General features: G+C 42.2%; 20 protein-coding genes and 1 pseudogene. All 21 read right to left on the bottom strand.

Annotated elements, in window-relative coordinates; genetic code table 11:
• Positions 1-38: 38 nt before the first annotated feature.
• The 21 genes and pseudogenes from SM123_RS05430 to SM123_RS05330 all read right to left on the bottom strand — a co-directional run bounded on the left by SM123_RS05430 (position 39) and on the right by SM123_RS05330 (position 19,174).
• Positions 39-998, bottom strand: coding sequence for an ROK family glucokinase (locus SM123_RS05430; RefSeq protein WP_320909162.1), 960 nt, complete (start codon positions 996-998; stop codon positions 39-41).
• A gap of 86 nt (positions 999-1,084) precedes the next feature.
• Complete coding sequence (locus SM123_RS05425; protein WP_201089121.1) at positions 1,085-1,603, bottom strand: hypothetical protein; 519 nt, start codon at positions 1,601-1,603, stop codon at positions 1,085-1,087.
• 9 nt (positions 1,604-1,612) lie between these two features.
• Positions 1,613-3,481, bottom strand: coding sequence for an ABC-F family ATP-binding cassette domain-containing protein (locus SM123_RS05420; protein ID WP_320909161.1), 1,869 nt, complete (start codon positions 3,479-3,481; stop codon positions 1,613-1,615).
• Positions 3,478-4,689, bottom strand: coding sequence for a CCA tRNA nucleotidyltransferase (locus tag SM123_RS05415; RefSeq protein ID WP_320909160.1), 1,212 nt, complete (start codon positions 4,687-4,689; stop codon positions 3,478-3,480). Before SM123_RS05415 ends, SM123_RS05420 begins: the two co-directional genes overlap by 4 nt.
• Entirely contained in the window at positions 4,686-5,453 is a 768-nt protein-coding gene (gene dapB / locus SM123_RS05410; RefSeq protein ID WP_045759494.1) for a 4-hydroxy-tetrahydrodipicolinate reductase, read from the bottom strand. The genes SM123_RS05415 and dapB overlap by 4 nt, the downstream gene beginning before the upstream one ends.
• 10 nt (positions 5,454-5,463) lie before the next feature.
• Positions 5,464-6,312, bottom strand: coding sequence for a DegV family protein (locus tag SM123_RS05405; RefSeq protein ID WP_070449946.1), 849 nt, complete (start codon positions 6,310-6,312; stop codon positions 5,464-5,466).
• A 3-nt stretch (positions 6,313-6,315) separates the two neighbouring features.
• Positions 6,316-6,690: a DUF1149 family protein gene (locus tag SM123_RS05400; RefSeq protein WP_003001888.1), complete on the bottom strand. Its 375-nt coding sequence runs from the start codon at positions 6,688-6,690 to the stop codon at positions 6,316-6,318.
• A 139-nt stretch (positions 6,691-6,829) separates the two neighbouring features.
• On the bottom strand, positions 6,830-7,912 hold the full coding sequence (locus tag SM123_RS05395) for a hypothetical protein (protein ID WP_320909159.1): 1,083 nt from the start codon (positions 7,910-7,912) through the stop codon (positions 6,830-6,832).
• 57 nt (positions 7,913-7,969) lie between these two features.
• Positions 7,970-8,407 carry a hypothetical protein gene (locus tag SM123_RS05390; protein ID WP_320909158.1) on the bottom strand — a complete coding sequence of 146 codons (438 nt, stop codon included), beginning with the start codon at positions 8,405-8,407 and terminating at the stop codon, positions 7,970-7,972.
• Between the two features lie 123 nt (positions 8,408-8,530).
• Positions 8,531-10,503: pseudogene (locus SM123_RS05385) on the bottom strand (PTS fructose transporter subunit IIABC).
• Positions 10,500-11,411, bottom strand: coding sequence for a 1-phosphofructokinase (gene pfkB, locus SM123_RS05380; protein ID WP_320909157.1), 912 nt, complete (start codon positions 11,409-11,411; stop codon positions 10,500-10,502). The pseudogene SM123_RS05385 and the gene pfkB overlap by 4 nt, the downstream one beginning before the upstream one ends.
• Positions 11,408-12,151: a DeoR/GlpR family DNA-binding transcription regulator gene (locus tag SM123_RS05375; RefSeq protein ID WP_320909156.1), complete on the bottom strand. Its 744-nt coding sequence runs from the start codon at positions 12,149-12,151 to the stop codon at positions 11,408-11,410. The genes pfkB and SM123_RS05375 overlap by 4 nt, the downstream gene beginning before the upstream one ends.
• Positions 12,152-12,380: 229 nt before the next feature.
• Positions 12,381-14,702, bottom strand: a complete 2,322-nt coding sequence (locus tag SM123_RS05370; protein ID WP_320909155.1) for a CAP domain-containing protein — start codon at positions 14,700-14,702, stop codon at positions 12,381-12,383.
• A gap of 138 nt (positions 14,703-14,840) precedes the next feature.
• On the bottom strand, positions 14,841-15,557 hold the full coding sequence (gene trmD / locus SM123_RS05365) for a tRNA (guanosine(37)-N1)-methyltransferase TrmD (protein WP_003007469.1): 717 nt from the start codon (positions 15,555-15,557) through the stop codon (positions 14,841-14,843).
• Positions 15,547-16,065 (bottom strand): ribosome maturation factor RimM, encoded by a 519-nt coding sequence (rimM, locus tag SM123_RS05360; protein WP_070675786.1) that lies wholly within the window; start codon positions 16,063-16,065, stop codon positions 15,547-15,549. Before rimM ends, trmD begins: the two co-directional genes overlap by 11 nt.
• 36 nt (positions 16,066-16,101) lie before the next feature.
• Positions 16,102-16,884: an alpha/beta fold hydrolase gene (locus SM123_RS05355; RefSeq protein ID WP_070675480.1), complete on the bottom strand. Its 783-nt coding sequence runs from the start codon at positions 16,882-16,884 to the stop codon at positions 16,102-16,104.
• Positions 16,885-16,959: 75 nt separating this feature from the next.
• Positions 16,960-17,292 (bottom strand): MazG nucleotide pyrophosphohydrolase domain-containing protein, encoded by a 333-nt coding sequence (locus tag SM123_RS05350; protein WP_003001737.1) that lies wholly within the window; start codon positions 17,290-17,292, stop codon positions 16,960-16,962.
• Positions 17,293-17,334: 42 nt separating this feature from the next.
• Complete coding sequence (gene kphA / locus SM123_RS05345; protein WP_003001620.1) at positions 17,335-17,574, bottom strand: RNA-binding protein KphA; 240 nt, start codon at positions 17,572-17,574, stop codon at positions 17,335-17,337.
• A gap of 20 nt (positions 17,575-17,594) precedes the next feature.
• Positions 17,595-17,867: a 30S ribosomal protein S16 gene (gene rpsP, locus SM123_RS05340; protein ID WP_003007475.1), complete on the bottom strand. Its 273-nt coding sequence runs from the start codon at positions 17,865-17,867 to the stop codon at positions 17,595-17,597.
• A gap of 123 nt (positions 17,868-17,990) precedes the next feature.
• Entirely contained in the window at positions 17,991-18,680 is a 690-nt protein-coding gene (locus SM123_RS05335; protein WP_155124859.1) for a pyrimidine 5'-nucleotidase PynA, read from the bottom strand.
• Positions 18,680-19,174, bottom strand: coding sequence for a YkgJ family cysteine cluster protein (locus SM123_RS05330; protein WP_003001664.1), 495 nt, complete (start codon positions 19,172-19,174; stop codon positions 18,680-18,682). The genes SM123_RS05335 and SM123_RS05330 overlap by 1 nt, the downstream gene beginning before the upstream one ends.
• Positions 19,175-19,229: the final 55 nt, after the last annotated feature.

Genomic DNA, 19,229 nt, shown 5'->3' with positions numbered 1-19,229 from the left:
GGATAAAGAAAAAAGGAGAGGCAAATCTCCTTTTAATCTTATTGTAATACAAGAGATGCGGCACCAATGACACCAGCATCATTTCCCAAAGTAGCAAGCGCCAATTGAGTAGATTCACGTACTTGTGGGAATGAGTTTTCTTCAAAGACCTTGCGCACGCCATCCAAGAGGAAGTCTCCAGCCGCAGATACCCCACCACCGATAACGATCTTAGATGGGTTCAAGGTTGAACCAATATTGGCTGCAGCAAGTCCAAGGTAGCGTGAGAAGTTCTTATAAACGATCAAAGCAAGAGCGTCACCCTCTTTTGCTAGATCAAAGACCGTTTTAGCTGTCACTTCTTCACCATTGTCGATCAAGACTTTCAATTGAGAGTCCCCTTCGTACTCATCGGCGTAACGACGAGTGAGGTTGACGATCCCTGTCGCTGATGCAACCGTTTCAAGACAGCCTTTTTTACCACAGGTACATTGGATTGGATCATCAAAGTCAACCGTGATGTGACCAAGTTCCCCAGCAGCTCCACGCACACCGTGCAAGAGACGACCTTCAGCGACGATCCCACCGCCGACACCTGTACCAAGGGTCATGAAGACAACATCTGGTTGGTTTTCACCAGCCCCTTTCCAACGTTCACCCAAAGCAGCAACGTTGGCATCATTATCGATAAAGAATGGAATATGAAGGGCAGTTTCGATCTTTTCTTTGACTGGTTGAAGGATCTTCCAGTTCAAGTTGTAGGCACCGATAACTGTACCTTTTTCACGGTCAACGACACCAGGCGAACCCATTCCAATTCCTTGGAACTCAGAAGCATCCAGCTCAAGCATCTTTAAGCGATGCGCGATGGATTCGATCATATCTTCTACGATATGGCTACCTTCATCCAAGATATTTGTTTTAATAGACCATTTTTCTTGAACTTCCCCATCCAAAGTGAGGATGGCAAACTTAATTGAAGTTCCCCCAAGGTCAATCCCAATAATTTTTTTAGACATCTGTAACTCCTTTCAAACTTGTAAACACTTACAGATCTATTATATCAGACTTTTTATCAAACGCAAAGGTTTGCACGTAACTTTTCTTAACTTTTTAACAAGAGACTAAAAGATTGAAATCCTAAAATGAGGAAAATCAAGCCAATAATATTTAATAGAAAGACGCTAATCGAAAGCGGACTAACGATTAAGAATAAGCCGATGAAGAGCTGTAGCAAGGCAAAGAAAATATAACGTTTGGACAGTTCTTCAACCTTCCTCGAGTAGAAATTGGCTTTTCTGAAGTTCAAAATCGAACGATAGATGAGCCAAATTCCTAAGGTAACTGGAAAGACAATCGGCAAGGTCTTATAGCCATAGAGCAGTAAGTAGACCGCAAAAACCAAGGCGACCATACTGTGAAAGAGCTGTTGCTGCTGAATGACACCAGCTTGGCGCAATCGGTAATAGCGTGAAAAACGCGAAAGGGAAATTAAAAAGAAGCCACAGGAAATCAACCAGCTAAATGAGCCGATGTGCTCAATCGGATTGATAAACAAGACGATACCGATAATGGTAAAAATAGTGGCTGAAATCCCAAGGGATATACGGTTCAATTGATTCATAGGGCCTCCTTATTCATCTAATTCGCTCAGGTATTCATAACGATCGTACTTCTCAAGCAATCGCTCATTTTCCTGATCCAATTCCTTTTGAAGGGCTGACAATTTGCCAAAGTCAGAGCCGTTTTCATTCATCTCCACTTCAATCTCTGCGATCCGATTTTCAATGGCTTCGATATCTGCTTCAATGCTTGCCCACTCTTGCTTTTCCATGTAGCTCATGCGTTTCTTCTCTTCTTTTGGCTTGACAGGTTTCTCTTTTTCAACCTTGTGACTGGCCGTTACTTGAGCTGCTTCAAAGGCTTTTTCATCCAGGTAATCCGTATAATTGCCAAAGAACTCTCGAATGCCCCCGTTTTCAAAAGCCAGGATCTTACTTGCGACCTTGTCCAAGAAATAGCGGTCGTGGCTAACGGTAATAACGGGACCACCAAAATTTTGAAGGAAGTTTTCCAAAACCGTCAAGGTTGCGATATCCAAGTCATTGGTCGGCTCATCGAGGAGAAGCACATTGGGTTTTTCAATCAAGAGTTTCAAGAGAAAGAGGCGCTTCTTCTCACCACCAGAGAGTTTTTCGATCAAGGTTCCATGCATAGAACGTGGGAAGAGAAATTGCTCCAAAAGATCAGCGATCGAAGTTGTTCCGACGGTCGTTTTTACTTCCTCGGCAACTTCCTGTAGAAAATTAATCACGCGCTTGCTCTCATCCAAGCCATCGATCTGTTGAGAGAAATAAGCCACCCGCACAGTTTCCCCAATGATCACTTGCCCTGACTGAGGCTGCAGTCGCTCAGCGATCAGATTGAGTAGGGTCGATTTACCGACACCATTGTCCCCGACGATCCCGATGCGGTCCTTGTTTTGCACCAAGAGGTTAAAGTCCTGTAAAAGCGGCTTATTTTCAAAAGCAAAACTCACATTCTTAAACTCGATGACTTTCTTTCCGATCCGGCTGGTCTCAAAGTTCATTTCTAAATCCGTCTGGTTGCTTTGACCAGACAAGTCTTGCTTAAGATCATGGAAACGATTGATTCGAGCCTGTTGCTTGGTCGCACGCGCCTGGGGTTGTCTTCGCATCCAGGTCAACTCCTGCTTATAGAGTTGCTGCTTCTTATGAAGAAGGGCCGCATCACGCTCATCTTGCTCGGCCTTTAAGCGGACATAATCCTGATAGTTGCCTTGATACTCAATCAAACCACCTCGATCCAACTCAAAGATCCGTGTTGAAATATTATCTAAGAAATAACGATCGTGGGTAATGAAGAGCACGGTTTTCTTAGAGTTCTTCAAGAAATTGGTCAGCCATTCGATGGTATCAATATCTAGGTGGTTGGTCGGCTCATCTAACAAGAGCAGGTCGTGGTGAGAAAGCAATACCTGGGCCAGCTGTACCCGTCGACGCAAGCCTCCAGATAGATCCCCAACTTTTGCATTCAAGTCTTCAATCCCAAGTTTCGAAAGGACTGTCTTGACCTGACTCTCGATTTCCCAAGCATTGAGCGAATCCATCTCCGCCATCACCTTTTCCAGACGTGCTTGGTTCTCTTCTCGGTAATCCGCCATCAAGAATTCATAATCACGAATCAGCTGCATTTCCCGCAAATCACTGGACAATACTGTATCCAGAACTGTCTTATGATCATCAAAGTCTGGCTCCTGCGTCAAGTAACCAATCGTATAATCACTCTTGGCAGAAAAAGGACTCACATCTCCATCAAAGCCAGAGCGACCCGATAACACATCTAACAGCGTGGTTTTTCCAGTTCCATTGACCCCGATCAATCCGATCCGATCCAAGTCATGAATGATAAAGGAAATCTCACGAAAGACGGTCTTATCTCCGACAGATTTGGTTAATTTATCGACAATAAAATCGCTCATTTTTCCTCCTCTTTTGCTTGCTGGATATAGGCGATGATGGCCTCTTTTTCATTGGCCAGTTCCCCATCGACAATGGCATATTCAATTTTTGTCAAAATCTCTCCCAAGGCTGGACCTGGTTGAAAGCCGTAGTCTTTGATCAGCATACTGCCATTGACCACCACTTCATGCTTATCATGAATGGTCAAGCTATCATAGACACGCTCAATGGCCAAATAATCCACACTCAAGGCATAGGCTTCCCGGAGCTCTTCAGCCACTAGCAACAAACGCTTCTCATACTTGTAGCAGGCACGCTTGTCTAGACTTCCATTTTCTCGGAGCTTAAGAATCTCCACGATCTGCTCCACCGTCTTGGCGAATTCTCTAGAGGTCTTCCATTTCTTAAAGAATTTTTGAATATCTTGAATCTCTAATGCTAAGACCAAAGCAGCCCAGGCTTGCTCAGAGGTTGAAAAGGTATATTCTAGCTCTATGTCAAACAAACGCTCGATCGCTGCTTTGCGATCCTTCATCTCTGGCAGATAGTGATAGGCTCCACTTGCTATCATAGCCTTCAAGCCTTGTCTCCAGTATGGGGAAAGCAAGAGTTTATCAAACTCGATAAAAGTGCGCTCTACGGAAATCTTCTCTAGTAAGGGAGCACACTCCTTCATGGCATCAAAGGTCGCCTCTTCTAATTCAAAGCCAAGACTGGCCTGAAAACGAAAGCCTCGCATGATCCGGAGTGCATCTTCGTTAAACCGTTCGTGAGGAAGCCCAACGGCCCGAAGAACCTTGTTTTCCAAATCTTCTAGTCCATGAAAGAGGTCAACAATTTCTCCTTTTTCATTTAAGGCAAAGGCATTAACCGTAAAATCACGACGCTTGAGGTCTTCTTCTAGCGAGCGTACAAAAGACACGGAACTCGGACGACGATAATCTACGTAGACATCCTCCGTCCGGAAGGTCGTAATTTCATATTCTTGACCATTTTCAAGGACCAAGACGGTCCCATGTTCGATACCGACATCTACTGTGCGATCAAAAATCGCCTTGGTCTCTTCTGGGTAAGAGGAGGACGCGATATCGACATCGTGAATTGGACGATCCAAGAGGGCATCTCGGACAGATCCCCCAACAAAATAGGCCTCAAAACCAGCTGCTTTAATCTTCTCTAATATTGGTAAAGCCTCCTGAAACTCAGAAGGCATCTTTTCTAATCTCATAGTAAGTGTTCCAAACCATAGACAAGCTCATGACGCTTGACAACTTCTTTAATTCCGAGATTTACTCCTGTCATGAAGGAAACACGATCATAGGAATCATGACGGAGAGTCAGCCCTTCGCCTTGGCTACCAAAAATCACTTCTTGGTGAGCGACTAGGCCAGGCAATCGAACTGAATGGATGCGCATCCCTTCAAACTCTGCCCCTCTTGCTCCAGGCATCAACTCTTCTTCATCTGCTGCACCTTGCTGGATCTTCTCGCGCTTCTCAGAGATCAACTCAGCGGTCTTAATCGCTGTTCCACTCGGTGCATCTTTTTTCTTATCGTGGTGCAATTCGATGATTTCCACATTCGGGAAATACTTGGCCGCTTGCGCTGCAAATTGCATCAAGAGCACAGCCCCGATAGCAAAGTTCGGCGCGATCAGGCCACCCAAGCCCTTTTCACGTGAAAGGTCTGTCAATTCTTGGATCTGCTCAGGAGTGAATCCAGTCGTTCCCACAACAGGCGCAAAGCCATTCTCAATTGCAAAGCGAGTATTCTCGTAAGCGACCTTGGGCATGGTAAAGTCGACCCAAACATCTGCCTCTAGACCCACAACATCTTCTTTGCGGTTAAAGACAGGAACTCCTGCAACTTCTGTCTCATCAGTAAATGGATCGATCAAGCCAGCTAATTCTAACTCAGGATCTTCAGAAACCATCTTGTAGGCTGCTTGTCCCATTCTACCCTTGAAACCTGCGATAATGACTTTAATTGACATAGAATTCTCCTTAAACGATAGGGATATACCCAACTGCTAAGCTATGGTCACCTAAGTGCGTCCCAATAACCCCTCCAAAAGTAGCAAAAGGAATGTCTCCTTCCACTCCTTCTTCCATGAGTAGTTGGCGAAGTGCTTCTGCTTTTTCAGGGACATTGGCATGGATGACAAAGACTTGGTAATGACCATCTGCGATATCTGATACAACAATCTCTACCAAGCGTTTCATGGCTTTCTTTTCCGTCCGGACTTTCTCAAAGACCTCAATTACGCCTTCATCATTAAAATGAAGAATAGGCTTGATGCTCAAGAGATTCCCAAGAATAGCAGCCCCATTTGACAGACGGCCACCTTTAACCAAGTGGTTCAAATCATCCACCATGATATAGGCAGAGGTACCATCGATCTGGTGTTGGACATTGGCCACAATCTCATCAAAGGAACGGCCTTCACCAGCCCATTTCAAGCAGTCTTCTGTCATCATTCCTAGAGGAGCACTGGTAATTTTTGAGTCCGGAAATTCGACGGTCAAGCCTTCAAATTCGTCCTTCAAATATTGGATATTTTGGTAGAAACCAGAGATACCAGATGACAAGAAAAGACCAATAGCATGCGTATAGCCCTTAGCTGTCAAACCAGATAAGACTTCTTCTAACTCTGCTACACTCGGCTGGCTAGTCTTTGGCAATTCCTTAGACGCAGCCATCTTTTGGTAGAACTCATCGTGTGTCAGGTTCTTCCCTTCAACATAAGACTCCCCATCGATATAGATCGGGATCTCTAAAATAAATAAGTCGTCGTGATGGAGCACGTCTTGCGGTAAATAGGCAGACGAATCCGTGATCACTGCTAATTTCATTGATTAAAACTCCAAATTAATACCCGGTAAATCAAGGGCAATTTCTGTGACTTCATAAGTCAAACGGTTGAGCATATTCAAGCAAGGGCGAGCCAATTCTTCCACTTCGTCTTTGCTGAATTCGCTTGGTTCATTGACATAACGACCAAACAAGTGGTTGATTTGAGTGATGGTTCCACTGATCACAAAACCGTCAAAAACGATCATGTAGCTCAAGATGACAATCAAAGAAGTCGTGTTTTGTTCTTGATCACGATTGATCAATTGAAAGTTTACATCTACTTTTGTTTCAGGGATGCCATTCTCTTTTTCCCACTCAAAATTACGAGCATCATAGTGGTATTGGCTGACAAATTCTTTTTCACGTTGAATATCCATTTTTATTCTCCTAAAAATATGCGATAGGCTTATTATATCATAATTCAGCTCAAGATACCAACGCCGACTGAGGTGATTTTTTTGCTAGTACAAGAAGAAAAGGCAGGGGAAGTTTGGCCATTCTTTAGCCAGAGGATAACTAGTTTTGCTCTACCAAAACTCTACGCTGCTTGTTCAGTTCATTATCTTTGTCCACATCGTAATATCTCTCAAACTCTTCTTTGGTATTCACTTGATGGACCTGTCTGTCTTTACTCAATTCTGCTGGAATCGTAATTCCTTTATAGAGATTAGTATTAGCAGGAACAAAGAGTTGATACAAGTCAATAAACTGTTGGATATTTCCGTAGACTCTAACATTTTCAAGTTTAGAGTCTATCAGAATATAAAACTTAGAGTCCTTTTTATTTAGTAATTGATAGGCTTTAGGATCTGTTGCCTCCAGCACACTATTTTTCAATGCATTCTTTTTAAAAGAGAGCATATTCTGATTTGCAAGATCAAGCGCAGTGGTCGTACCGAGATTATCTGTAGATTCGGAAATTCTATCTTTTAATTTACCTAAATCCACAAAAATGTCTTTTTGACTGTTATTCTGCACTTTTGTATCTTCCCACTCTATTTTCTTTGTCTCTAGATTTAACCAAAGATATTTACTAATAGTTTTTTCTTCAGTAGTTAGATAAGATTCGATAGGTAGATAATCTTTCCCATCTTTTTCTACAATCGCTCCAATTTCTACTGGCTTATAAGTCTTATTATATTTTTTAACAAAACTATAAAGGTCTAGATCTTCTTTTTGTAAGGTGTGTTTTTGTATTTTATAGATTGAAAGTCTGAAATAACCCTCAGAATCATCTTTTGGGAAAGACATTGTTGGTATATTTTTTAATTTTTTTATATTCTGACGAATAATATAGCGTTCATTTGATACTCCATGAACACCTAAAAATTTTTCACTATAATCTGGATTGTATTTGCTAAAAAGTTTGTCTTCCTCAGGAGTCAGAGATTTCCAATGGACCACAACACCTCGACCATCTTCTAAAAATTTATAAGAATCGATTTCCCATTTTCCAGTATAGTAATCGTAATTCTGATACTTCTCGCGTTCCTGCTTGGTATTTTCTATTTTTTGCTGATGTTGATAGGCAAAAAGTCCAAAAACAGCGACTGCAATTGCTAGAACTAACGAAGCAACAATAACTAATTTCTTTTTCATCTATCTCTTTCCCATTTCTACTAAGAATCTAATCCATTGCAAAAGTTTTTTAGAAGGCTACTCGTCAAAAAGTTTTCCTCCTACACGCAGTGGACTACCGCTACCAAAACCTTCGATTAAATCTTTCTCGCCATTTTTACCGTCTTTTAAATAGACCAAAACACTCCAACTTGAATTTTGGATATGATTAAATCCTCCATAGACTATAAGAATTTCGCCACCTCCTTGTGGCGTACCATTTCCTATCTCATCCCATTGCGTTTCATCCCAAGCGATCTGGACAGATTCAACTTTAGGACTTAACGATTTTACAAAATCTTCAATTTCTTTCGCTTGCTTCTTTACATCTTCTAACTGTTGTTCCTTGGAACTAGCTTGCTTTGCTTGATGACTATTTATTGAAAACAAGTTTGGATGTTGAGAACCGATAATGGCCAATCCAGATAAAGCAATTGCTGTAAATCCCAATATGAGAACTTTCTTCTTTTTTCTCATTGATCCTCCAAGAAAAATGCTTTCTACTATCATATCGAAATCTATAGAGATAAGCAACTTCATCACTAGTTGGTGTTTTTGTGCAATCAAAAAGGTTGGGAGTCCCCAACCTTTTTTGTTTGATTAGTTTTTAGGTTTGCGAAGCAATCCGAACAAGATACCACTTACGACTGCACCGATCAATACGAACAAGATGTAAAGAAGTGGGTTTGATGTAAGAGCGATAACGAAGATTCCTCCGTGAGGAGCCATGAGTTTCAAGCCTGCAAGACCAACAAGAGCACCTGTCAATGCTGAGCCTGCGATGAAGCTAGGGATGGCACGAGCTGGGTCAGCTGCACCGAAAGGAATGGCACCTTCTGTGATGAAGGAAAGACCCATGACAATGTTAGTCAAACCAGAATCGCGTTCTTCTTTAGTAAATTTGTCTTTGAACAAAACTGTAGCTACAAAGACTGCCAATGGAGGAACCATACCAGCTGCCATAACTGCCGCCATAACAATAGAACCACCTGAAGCAACAGATTCAGCAAGTGTACCTGTAGCGAAGACATAAGCGGCTTTGTTAACTGGTCCACCCATATCGACAGCCATCATACCGCCAACGAGAAGTCCAAGAAGGACTGCTGAGCTACCTGACAAGCTTGAAAGGAAGTTATTAAGGCCAGTATTGATAGCAGCCATTGGAATATTGATGAGGAACATCAAGAATCCTGTCAAACCAACACCAAGTAATGGCAAGAGAAGGATAGAGCGGATACCATCGAGTGAACGTGGAAGACCTGCAAGGGCTTTGCGAAGTAAGAGAATAACTCCACCTGCAAGGAAACCACCTACCAAAGCTCCAAGGAAACCTGATGATACGGCTGCTGGTAATTCACCTTTAGCAGCACCGTAGGCGATATTTCCAAATGCTGACCCTGAGCTAGCAATAGATCCAGCGATAAACCCTGCTACAAAACCAGGTTTTTCAGCGATGGAAAATCCAATGTAACCTGCAAGTACAGGAAGCATGAAGCCAAAGGCTACTCCACCAATTGTTTTAAATTGTGCTGCTAATACATGATAAGAACCAAGACTAGACAATTGATCTTGAGGTACACCCATAACTTGGTCAATCAAGAAGGCAAGGGCGATCAAGATACCACCACCGATAACGAATGGAAGCATTTGAGAAACCCCACTCATCAAGTGTTTGTAGAAGGCTCCACCCAAGCTCAATTTTTCTTGGCTAGCGCTAGCTTGTGCAGCATTTTCAGCGTGGAAGACATCTGCTTTTCCATCCAAGATGGTTTGAATCAATTCTTCTGTTTGACGGATACCGGCTGCGACTGGTTTAGAGATCAATTTTTTGCCATCGAAACGAGCGGTTTCAACTGCTTTATCAGCTGCAATGATGAGATGACCCCTTCAGCTTTGGCGATTTCTTCAGCTGTCAAGCGGTTGCCGACACCAGATGCTCCGTTGGTTTCAACGCGGACTGTGACACCCAGTTCTTCCCCTTTTTTGATGAGGGCTTCTTCTGCCATGTAGGTGTGGGCGATCCCTGTTGTACATGCTGTAACGGCAACGATGAGAGGTTTGTCAGATGAAGCTGCTTCTTTGACCGCTTCTGCTTTTTTCGCTTCTTCAGCTGCAGCTTCTTGCTCTTCTGCATCAAAGGCTGCGATCACTTGATCAGGAGTGCTGGCTTGGCGAAGTTTGTCTGCAAAACCTGGTTTCATCAAGTACTTAGACAATTCAGCTAGGGCTGCCAAGTGAGTGTCGTTTGCTCCTTCTGGAGCTGCGATCATGAAGAACAAGTCTGTTGGTTGACCATCAAGTGAAGCGTAGTCCACACCCTTGTTTGATTTTGCAAACAAGACTGTTGCTTCTTTGACAGCTTCATTTTTGCTGTGCGGCATGGCAATTCCGTCACCCAAACCAGTTGAAGTTTGTGCTTCACGATTCATGATTCCAGCCTTGAAAGTTTCAAAATCTGTCACCACACCATTGTCGACGAGCGATTGAATCATTTCATTGATCACGCCCTCTTTGTCTGTTGCTTGAAGGTCAAACAACATCACGTTTTTATTTAAAACGTCTTGAATTTTCATAGTTTTTCTACCTCTACTTTTTCATAAGTTTCTTTAATGTAGTCCGCTGTTGCCAAATCATCTGAGAAGGTGGTCGCAGTTCCACAAGCCACGCCCCATTTGAAGGCTTCGATGACATCACCTGTCGTTGCGAGCTTCCCAGTGAAGCCTGCCACCATGGAATCACCAGCCCCGACAGAGTTCTTCACCTGCCCTTTGATCGGTTTTGCGAAATAAGTACCACTTGGGCTAACCAGAAGAGCACCATCACCCGCCATGGAAATAATGACGTTTTGTGCTCCTTTTGCCAAGATTTCCTTGGCATAGCGTTCAATTTCTGGAAATTCCGTCAAGGTCACGCCAAAAATATCTCCCAATTCATGGTTGTTTGGCTTGACCAATTGGGGACTGAACTCCAAGGAATCAATCAAGGTTTGCCCTTCAAAGTCGCAAACTACCTGCGCACCTGTCGCACGGGTTGCTGCAATTAGTTCCTTGTAAACAGCATTTCCAAGTGAAGATGGGGCAGAGCCTGCAAAGACTACCACATCATCTGCTGATAAGCTGGATAGAATGCTGAGCAATTCTTGCAACTGAGCTTCCGTCACTTCTGGACCATTGCCATTGATCTCTGTTTCCTCATCGGCTTTGATCTTGACATTGATCCGTGTATCTTGGTCCACTGTCACAAAGTTGGTGGAAATGGCTTCGCTAGTCAGTACGTCTTCAATGAAGCGTCCAGTGAAGCCACCGATAAATCCAGTCGCTGTGTTCTCGATATCGAGACGCTTCAAGACACGACTGACATTGATTCCCTTACCACCGGCGAATTTATCTTCTGAAGCCATCCGATTGACCGCTCCGGTCTCTACATGATCGAGACGGACAATATAGTCAATTGCTGGATTCAGTGTTACTGTATAAATCAAACCTCTATAACCTCCGTTTTTTCTTTTAAAACCTTTAATCGTTGCGGTTCACATTGATTGGTGATAATCATGGCTCGCTTGATAGGAGCCACTTTGACAAAGGATGTCACCCCAATTTTCGAATCATCCGCTAGGATATAGGTCTTTTTCGCATTTTCGATAATCGCACGCTTGACAGATCCTTCTTCCAGGTCTGGAGTGCTGTAAAATTCATCATCGATTCCATTCATTCCAAGAAAGGCCTTGTCAAAATTCAACTGACCGATTTGATTAAGCGCGATCCCTCCGATACTAGCATCTGTAGAAGATTTTACCTTTCCACCGATGATGACCGTTGGAACATTTCGCTCGACCAACTTGGTCGCATGGTGAATCGAATTGGTCACCACAGTTACCGTTGGATTGACAATTTCTTGTACCAAGAGTTCATTGGTCGTCCCAGCATCGATAAAGATCACATCATGATCTTTGATCAACTCCGCTGCTTTTACCGCAATTTTTGACTTGACTTGAATGTTTTTGATAGATTTTTCTTTATTACTTTCTTCCTCTTGAAGAAAATGCAGGCTTTCCGCACCACCGTGAACCCGGCGAAGTTTGCTTTCAGCTTCTAGCTCATCCAAGTCTCGCCGAACCGTTGATTCAGACGTCCCCAGCTCTTGTACAAGGGTTTCTAAGGAAACAAATTTTTCCTTTAATACCTTTTCGAGGATCAATTGTTTTCGTTCAGACTTGAGCATTTCTCCTCCTTTTGCAATCGATTACAAAAACCATTATACTCTTTCTTCAAAAAATGTCAACACTTTTTATCAATTTCTTTCACTTTCTTTCAAAAATTCCAAAAGTCTACAAAAAAATAGCAGGAAAGAACTCATTTTGTTAAAAGAGTTCTTTTCCCACCCTCATAAATCTTCTTTAAAGATTTTAAGCAATAAAGTTTCTAAGCATCCACTCTATCTTCTGTATTTCTTAATCATTATTTGAAGATTGTTTCTTTTTCTTGAAACCAAACAATCCAGCAAGTAACCCAACGGCAACACCTGTTGTTGCTACTGCATATTTGGAGGAATCTGTACTTGCCACAGCTTGGCTATTTTCTTTTTTGGGTTTGATTTCTTCTACTTTGGCTTCTTGTTTTGGAGCTGGAGTAGCTGTTGGTGCTTGCACTTGCGGACTATTGGTAGTTGTTGGAAGAACCGTTGGTCTATCCGGGAAAGTTGTTGGATTGCTTGAGCGGATATCCATTGGCATATCTGCTGCTTCTAAAATAGCTGGATCTATCCGTGAGGCTAGATCTTCATATTGGGAATTCAACAGTTCCACGACACTTTGATAAGATTGAAGGGTTGTGAATTCTGCTTCCAATTTTTCTTTTTTATTCTCTAAATTAGCCACCGCAGCTGATAAAACAGATTGGGCTTTGACCAATAATTCTGGAGCATTTTTAAAGTCAGAAAGACGTTTTTCAGCTGCAACCAGGCGCTCTTGAGCTGCTTTCAAGCCCTCATGCGCTTCTTGAACGACTTGGGCTTTTTCTGCTTCTTCTGCTTTTAAACCATCTAATTTCTCACGCGCAGCCGCTAACAAATCTTTGGCTTTTTGAAGGGCTGCTTCTTTTGGCTGGATAGCTGCTTCAATCCGACCTCGAGATACATCAAGAGTCGCCTTCGCCTTTTCAACCGCATGGTCCTTGCTAACCAGAAGAATCTTGTAATTTTGGATGGTCTTTTGGACATTGGCCATCTCTACTGCCACATTTGAATTAGCATGGCGGGCATCTTCTAATTTGCCTTGCAAGATAATGATTTGAGACTCTTGATTGGCCTTGTCTAACTTGAGATTAGCGACTTCATCAGATTTTGCTTTCACATCTGATCTTGTCGTCGTTGCGCCAGCTCCCTGACGCAATTGGTAAGCGAGTGCACTGGTTGACACTGCTGAATGGACCGGGCTGTGTAAGAAAGCTGCTTCTGACATGGCACTGCTAGGGTCATAAGCGACTGATAAAGCTGTCGCTTTGTTGTCTACCATTTGGAGGTAGTGACCAACCTTAGCAAAGGCCTCAGCCCCAATTTTCATATAAATGTCATTGGCATCGATTTGTGTTTCGTCTGTTGGTAGACCATATTGAGCCGCTACTTCCTGATAAGCCGCTTTTTCATTGTACCAAAAGTCAACCGCACCAGCAGGTGAGAAGCCATAAGCGATGTTTTCGTTTGGCAAATACTTAAACATATGCCAGTTGGCTTTTTTGAAGTATTCCAACTGTACTTGACTGGCTGGAAGGGAATAGGGATCCAGTTCCAATTCAGGCAAGCCGGCATTGCGACGATAAGCGTTGATAGCATCCGCAATTTCAAGAGCTCGGAGGTTGGCTTGCAAGGATCCAGACTCTCCAACCGTCAAGCCATCTTCTTCCCGACCACGCTTGTAGAGGGCTAAAGCACTCGCTGCAGCTTCATTGCCATTGTCTGCTAAGTGTTGCAAATAACCTTCATAAGTCGCTTGACTCAACTGAACTGGGCTATTGGCCGCTGCTTGTTCTAAGGCTGCCAATTCTGCTTCCTTGGTAGCGATGACCGCTTTCAAATCTGTCAGACGCGTTTGAGCCAGTTGAATATCGTTCTCAATTTGAGCCACTGTATCTGAACCGGTTTGCTGACTCGCTTGCAAGGTTGCAAGATGATTCTGAGATTCTCGGATACTTTGCTCGACTTGACTTTGCTCCAACAAAGCCTGGTTGAGCACATTCTCATCATTTGAAATCGGTGCCTTGGCTTGGTTCAATTCATTTTGTGCTACATCGACCAAAGATTCCTGAGCAGTAACCTGATTTTCCTGTTGACGAACAGCTTCTACAACTTGATCATGTGCAGCTTCTGCTTCTCGAACCTTATTTTCTTCGATAGTCACATAAGCTTGAGCCACCTTGACGTCATTTTCTGCATTCTGAACTTGGGCATCCGAAGTTGTTGCGATGAGGTTTTCTGCATCCGTCACTTCTGCTTTCTTTTCTTCCAGTTCTTGTCCAGCAGCCTTGACTTCCGTTTGAGCATCGATCACTTTTTGCTCTTGGTAGTGGACATCTTTCACCACTTGGCCTTTTTGAGCTGTGATTTGCTTCAACTCATCAACTGTAATTGGTTTCTCGACTACTTCCGTGCTGTTGGTTTCTGGATTTTCATTTTGCTTGACCTCTTCGGCATTTGCTTTGTGATGAAACATACCAGATAGGACTGTTGTTGCAGCAATCCCTGTCGTGAAAACCGATTTTCCTAATTTCTTTCCCATTAAACTCACCCCCAAAACTTAATCATTTTTTTGAAGTTTCTCTACCCCTTAGCATACCACATTTTGTTACCAATAACTAGTAGGTTTTAAAAGTTTTTTTCATAAATTTTTGAGGCAAAAGAAAAACAGCTGACGCTGTTAGTCTTCTTGTTTAATTTGTTCCAACATCTTCTCTTCTTCTGCTGTCAACTCATAGTTTTCTAGCAAGTCTGGACGACGTTCTAAGGTCTTTTTCAAACTCTGATAGAGGCGCCACTGACGGATATTTTCATGATGGCCACTCATAAGAACATCTGGAACTGTCATTCCTCTGTATTCATAAGGCCGGGTGTATTGAGGATACTCTAAGAGACCAGAGGAGAAACTGTCATCCTGGTGACTGGATTCTTTTCCGATCACCTCTGGAATCAAGCGGACTGTCGCATCAATCATGGTCATGGCTGCTAGCTCACCGCCCGTTAGAACATAATCTCCCAGAGAAATCTCATCTGTCACCAAGGTCTTGATCCGTTCATCGTAGCCTTCATAGTGGCCACAGATAAAGATCAATTCCTCTTCCTGAGCTAATTCTTCAGCATAGGCTTGGTCAAAAGTCCGACCAGCAGGGTCCAGTAAGATCACGCGTGGATTCTTCTTCTCAATGGCATCAAAGGCATCAAAAATCGGTTGAGCTCGTAGAAGCATGCCTTGCCCACCCCCATAGGGTTCATCGTCCACATGGCGCGCTTTCTCCGCATTTTCACGGAAATTATGGTAGTTGATCTCGAGAAGTCCCTTTTCACGCGCCTTGCCGACGATAGAATGCTCCAAAGGCGAAAACATCTCTGGAAAGAGGGTTAAAATATCAATCTTCATCGTCTAACCCTTCTAAGATGTCTACATCCACACGATTTCCAGGGATATCGATATTTAAGACGACTGGTGGGATATAAGGCAAGAGAAGATCTCGTTTGCCTTTTCGTTTCACGACCCAGACATCATTGGCACCTGGTTGCAGGATTTCCTTGATCTGACCGATTAGCTGGTCATTTTCATAAACATCAAGGCCGATGATCTCATGGTAATAAAACTCGCCATCCTCCAAATCTGTCAAGTCTTCTTCTGCAACCTTGAGGCTAAATCCTTTGAATTTCTCGATGGCATTGATATGGTACATATCCTTAAACTTGATGATATCGAAGTTCTTGTGCTTGCGGTGACTGGCAATGGTCACCGTTTGGACAAACTGATCCTTCTCATCAAAGAGAGCCAACTCTGCTCCCTTTTTAAAGCGCTCATCCGCAAAGTCTGTCACAGACAAGACCCGCATCTCTCCTTGTAATCCTTGGGTATTAACAATTTTCCCAACGTTAAAGTAATTCATTTTATTCACTACATTTCTCTTTTAATTAATTTATCTCTACAGTTCTCTAATAAGAGCTGCAATTTTTTCCGATTCTGACCAGTGTAGATAGTGGTGGTTTCCACCTAGAATGAGTTTTGTATTAGAATTCCAATATTCTGAATCTCTGTACTCTTTTTCTCTATACGCCTGACAAAATACGAAAACAGGAATATTATCTGCTAAGGACAAACTATCAAAATCTTCAGCGGTAATAGTTACAGATATCTGAAATCCAGGAACTTGCTTTTCCAATTCTAAACCCTTTTCTTCCATCAATTCCCAAATCAGTCTATCAGTTTCAGGTTCAAATGTTGCTTGAGTTAGTCCCTTAAAATAATTTTCCGGACCACATTCTTCAATCATCCTCATTTGCTCTTCCATTTCTGGATAAGGATTTTTTGAAAAATCAGCAAACATTATTTTTTTTGTTGTTGGTTCAATTGCTATCAAAGCTTGACACTTAATTGGTTTACTCATTAACTTTAAAGCCAAAACACCACTTAAACTATGAACACAAAGTATGTAATCAGAAATTTCCAACCCTTTCAGGATTTCGAATACCGCTTCAACAAGATTATCCAAATTAAATCCTGTTTGACTATGAATCGGACTCCTACCTGTATTCGGAAAATCAATCGTTAAGTAACCTATTGAAGAAGGAAGTTTTTCAAGTATTGGTAGAAAATTTTCATAACTCGGTATCAAACCAGCACCATTTAAACAAACTAGTACTTTATTTCTCTTTTCATAAGTAACAGAGAGACAACCAATCTTTGTAGTTACTTCAAATCGGTTCATATCAAAACAACCCTTTCTAAACAACAATTCACTTAACATTCTTAGGTTTTATTTTATCACGTTCAGAGGATTTTCTCAAATGCTCTTTTCTGCTAGAAACTGCTCCAAATCTTGTTCATGCTGATACTTGATGGCTGCCTTCTTGTCTTTTTCAAAAATGGTCTTCGTTAGGTCGATATGGTTAATAGCTGCAATTGCCACTGTGTAGTGAATGATATCTGCCAACTCCTTTGCCAATTCCTCGTTTGAATCTTGGACCCCCTCTTTTCTACCTGAACGTCCATTTAAAACCTCAGCGACTTCTCCAACTTCTTCTACTAGTTTGATAAAAAGTCCTTCTTCTGTTCTAGATTGTTGATAATGATCAAGTAAGTATTCCTCTAGTTGTCTGACTGTTAAATCTCTCATTCCTTCTCCTTGCAACAAAAAAACGGGACAAAGCCCCGCCTTTTATTTTTCGTCAATAACGATTCTTACTTTTTTATCTTCAGTTGGGACAGAGTAGACAATCGTTCTTATCGCAGAAATGGTGCGACCTTTCCGACCGATTACACGACCAACATCGCTAGGATCAAGGTCAAGGTGATACTCCAAGAATTCAGGAGTATCTTCGATCTTGATGGTTAAAGCATCCGGTTGTGAAATCAAGGGTTTCACAATTGCAATAATGAGATTTTCAATCGTATCCATACATCAACCTACTTAAAAAATTATTTTGAGAATTTAGAATCGTGGAATTTCTTCATCACACCAGCTTTTGAAAGGATGTTGCGAACTGTATCTGAAGGTTGAGCTCCATCAGCCAACCATGCAAGAACGCGATCTTCTTTCAAAGTTACTTGGTTTTCTTCAACAAGTGGATTGTAAGTTCCAACTGTTTCGATGAAACGTCCATCACGTGGTGAACGTGAATCTGCTACGTTGATACGGTAGTAAGGTTTTTTCTTAGAACCCATACGAGTCAAACGAATTTTAACTGCCATTTTTATAAGTCTCTTTTCTATATTTTAATTTTCGGTGAAATAGACAAGCTATTTAGCACATGATCTATTATAACACATTTTATAGACCTGTCAAGAAAAAAACTTGACAGTATTTAAAAATTTTTATTTTATCAGTAAATCGGCGATTTCTTGATAGTTGCTAACGGTATAAGTCGGCACTACTTGGCTGGTATTTGCCTTGTGATCAGGATTATACCATACGGTATCAATCCCCGCAGCATTTCCTCCTGCGATATCTGCTGTCAAAGAATCTCCGATCATAAGGGTCTCTTCCTTGCTGAACCCTGGAATCAGTTGGCCAACTTTGTCAAAAAAAGCAGGTTCTGGTTTCTGAGTATGAAGCTGTTCAGAGATAAAGACCTCTTTGAAATAAGAAGCAATTGTAGAATGAGCTAAGCGTCCTTCTTGAATGGCAGTCACTCCGTTCGTTGCACCATAGAGCTGGTAACCTGCTTTTTCAAGTCGAGCCAGTAAGTCCTCCGCACCGTGGAAAGACTGCCCCTGAAGACTGATGTAATCTTGGTAGCGAAGAGCCATCTCAGCCCCATCAACCGTGATCCCAAAGTGGGCAAACCCAATCGCAAACCGACTATCCACGAGCTCTTGCTTGGTTAATTTCTTTTGTTCCAAATCCTTCCAGAGCCCTTGGTTCATGGGTTTGTAGTAATCCTTAAAGGCCTGTACATCTTGAAAATTCATGTCTTCTAACATCTGCGTCAAGGCTGTTTCTTCAGCAGATTCAAAGTCCAACAAGGTATGGTCCAAATCAAAAAGTAAAAATCTATATGCCATTACAAACGATCCTTCAATTTTTCTACAAATAAATAAGCCGCTGGGCAAGTGAGGGTATTCTTGATGGTTAGATGGTTGATCTGATAAATCTTCTTGCGATCGGTGTGAGGGAATTCCCGACAAGCTTTTGGACGAACATCATAAATGGAACAGAGATTGTCCCCACCAAGAAAGGGGCAAGGCATGGATTTAAAAACCTTGTCCCCATCTTCGTCAACTTGAAGAAATTCTGCCTCAAAAGCAGGAAGTTTCATCTTGAAATATTTGGCGATCCGCGTGATATCGGCTTCCTTAAAATCGGGCCCTAAGGTCTTGCAGCAATTAGCACAAGCCGTACAATCGATTTCTTGGAAAACTTCATCGTGGATTTCTTGCGCTATTTTATCTAAATTCTTAGGTGGCTTCTTCTTGAGATTCGCCAATACCTTGCGGTGCTCCTTTTGCTTTTGGAGAGCTAACTGATGGTATTTTTCAATATCAATTTCCTGTGTCATCCTCTATTTCCTCTTCTAAACAATAGAAGCATTATACCACAAAGACTGTGAAAAA

The sequence above is a fragment of the Streptococcus sp. S5 genome (genome assembly GCF_034134805.1).
Classification (GTDB): Bacteria; Bacillota; Bacilli; order Lactobacillales; family Streptococcaceae; genus Streptococcus; species Streptococcus lingualis.
The sequence above is the reverse complement of the archived record's forward strand: the minus strand, read 5'-3'. Positions and strand labels throughout refer to the sequence as shown.

What these genes read in the sequence shown, in the direction of transcription:
- SM123_RS05405 (WP_070449946.1), bottom strand. Translation starts at nt 6,312, where the DNA reads ATGAAATTAGCAGTGATCACGGATTCGTCTGCCTATTTACCGCAAGAC.
- SM123_RS05400 (WP_003001888.1), bottom strand. Translation starts at nt 6,690, where the DNA reads ATGGATATTCAACGTGAAAAAGAATTTGTCAGCCAATACCACTATGAT.
- SM123_RS05375 (WP_320909156.1), bottom strand. Translation starts at nt 12,151, where the DNA reads ATGCTCAAGTCTGAACGAAAACAATTGATCCTCGAAAAGGTATTAAAG.
- rimM (WP_070675786.1), bottom strand. Translation starts at nt 16,065, where the DNA reads ATGAATTACTTTAACGTTGGGAAAATTGTTAATACCCAAGGATTACAA.
- trmD (WP_003007469.1), bottom strand. Translation starts at nt 15,557, where the DNA reads ATGAAGATTGATATTTTAACCCTCTTTCCAGAGATGTTTTCGCCTTTG.
- SM123_RS05430 (WP_320909162.1), bottom strand. Translation starts at nt 998, where the DNA reads ATGTCTAAAAAAATTATTGGGATTGACCTTGGGGGAACTTCAATTAAG.
- SM123_RS05335 (WP_155124859.1), bottom strand. Translation starts at nt 18,680, where the DNA reads ATGGCATATAGATTTTTACTTTTTGATTTGGACCATACCTTGTTGGAC.
- SM123_RS05370 (WP_320909155.1), bottom strand. Translation starts at nt 14,702, where the DNA reads ATGGGAAAGAAATTAGGAAAATCGGTTTTCACGACAGGGATTGCTGCA.
- SM123_RS05420 (WP_320909161.1), bottom strand. Translation starts at nt 3,481, where the DNA reads ATGAGCGATTTTATTGTCGATAAATTAACCAAATCTGTCGGAGATAAG.
- SM123_RS05415 (WP_320909160.1), bottom strand. Translation starts at nt 4,689, where the DNA reads ATGAGATTAGAAAAGATGCCTTCTGAGTTTCAGGAGGCTTTACCAATA.
- kphA (WP_003001620.1), bottom strand. Translation starts at nt 17,574, where the DNA reads ATGGATACGATTGAAAATCTCATTATTGCAATTGTGAAACCCTTGATT.
- dapB (WP_045759494.1), bottom strand. Translation starts at nt 5,453, where the DNA reads ATGTCAATTAAAGTCATTATCGCAGGTTTCAAGGGTAGAATGGGACAA.
- SM123_RS05390 (WP_320909158.1), bottom strand. Translation starts at nt 8,407, where the DNA reads ATGAGAAAAAAGAAGAAAGTTCTCATATTGGGATTTACAGCAATTGCT.
- SM123_RS05425 (WP_201089121.1), bottom strand. Translation starts at nt 1,603, where the DNA reads ATGAATCAATTGAACCGTATATCCCTTGGGATTTCAGCCACTATTTTT.
- rpsP (WP_003007475.1), bottom strand. Translation starts at nt 17,867, where the DNA reads ATGGCAGTTAAAATTCGTTTGACTCGTATGGGTTCTAAGAAAAAACCT.
- SM123_RS05355 (WP_070675480.1), bottom strand. Translation starts at nt 16,884, where the DNA reads ATGAACCGATTTGAAGTAACTACAAAGATTGGTTGTCTCTCTGTTACT.
- SM123_RS05330 (WP_003001664.1), bottom strand. Translation starts at nt 19,174, where the DNA reads ATGACACAGGAAATTGATATTGAAAAATACCATCAGTTAGCTCTCCAA.
- SM123_RS05395 (WP_320909159.1), bottom strand. Translation starts at nt 7,912, where the DNA reads ATGAAAAAGAAATTAGTTATTGTTGCTTCGTTAGTTCTAGCAATTGCA.
- SM123_RS05350 (WP_003001737.1), bottom strand. Translation starts at nt 17,292, where the DNA reads ATGAGAGATTTAACAGTCAGACAACTAGAGGAATACTTACTTGATCAT.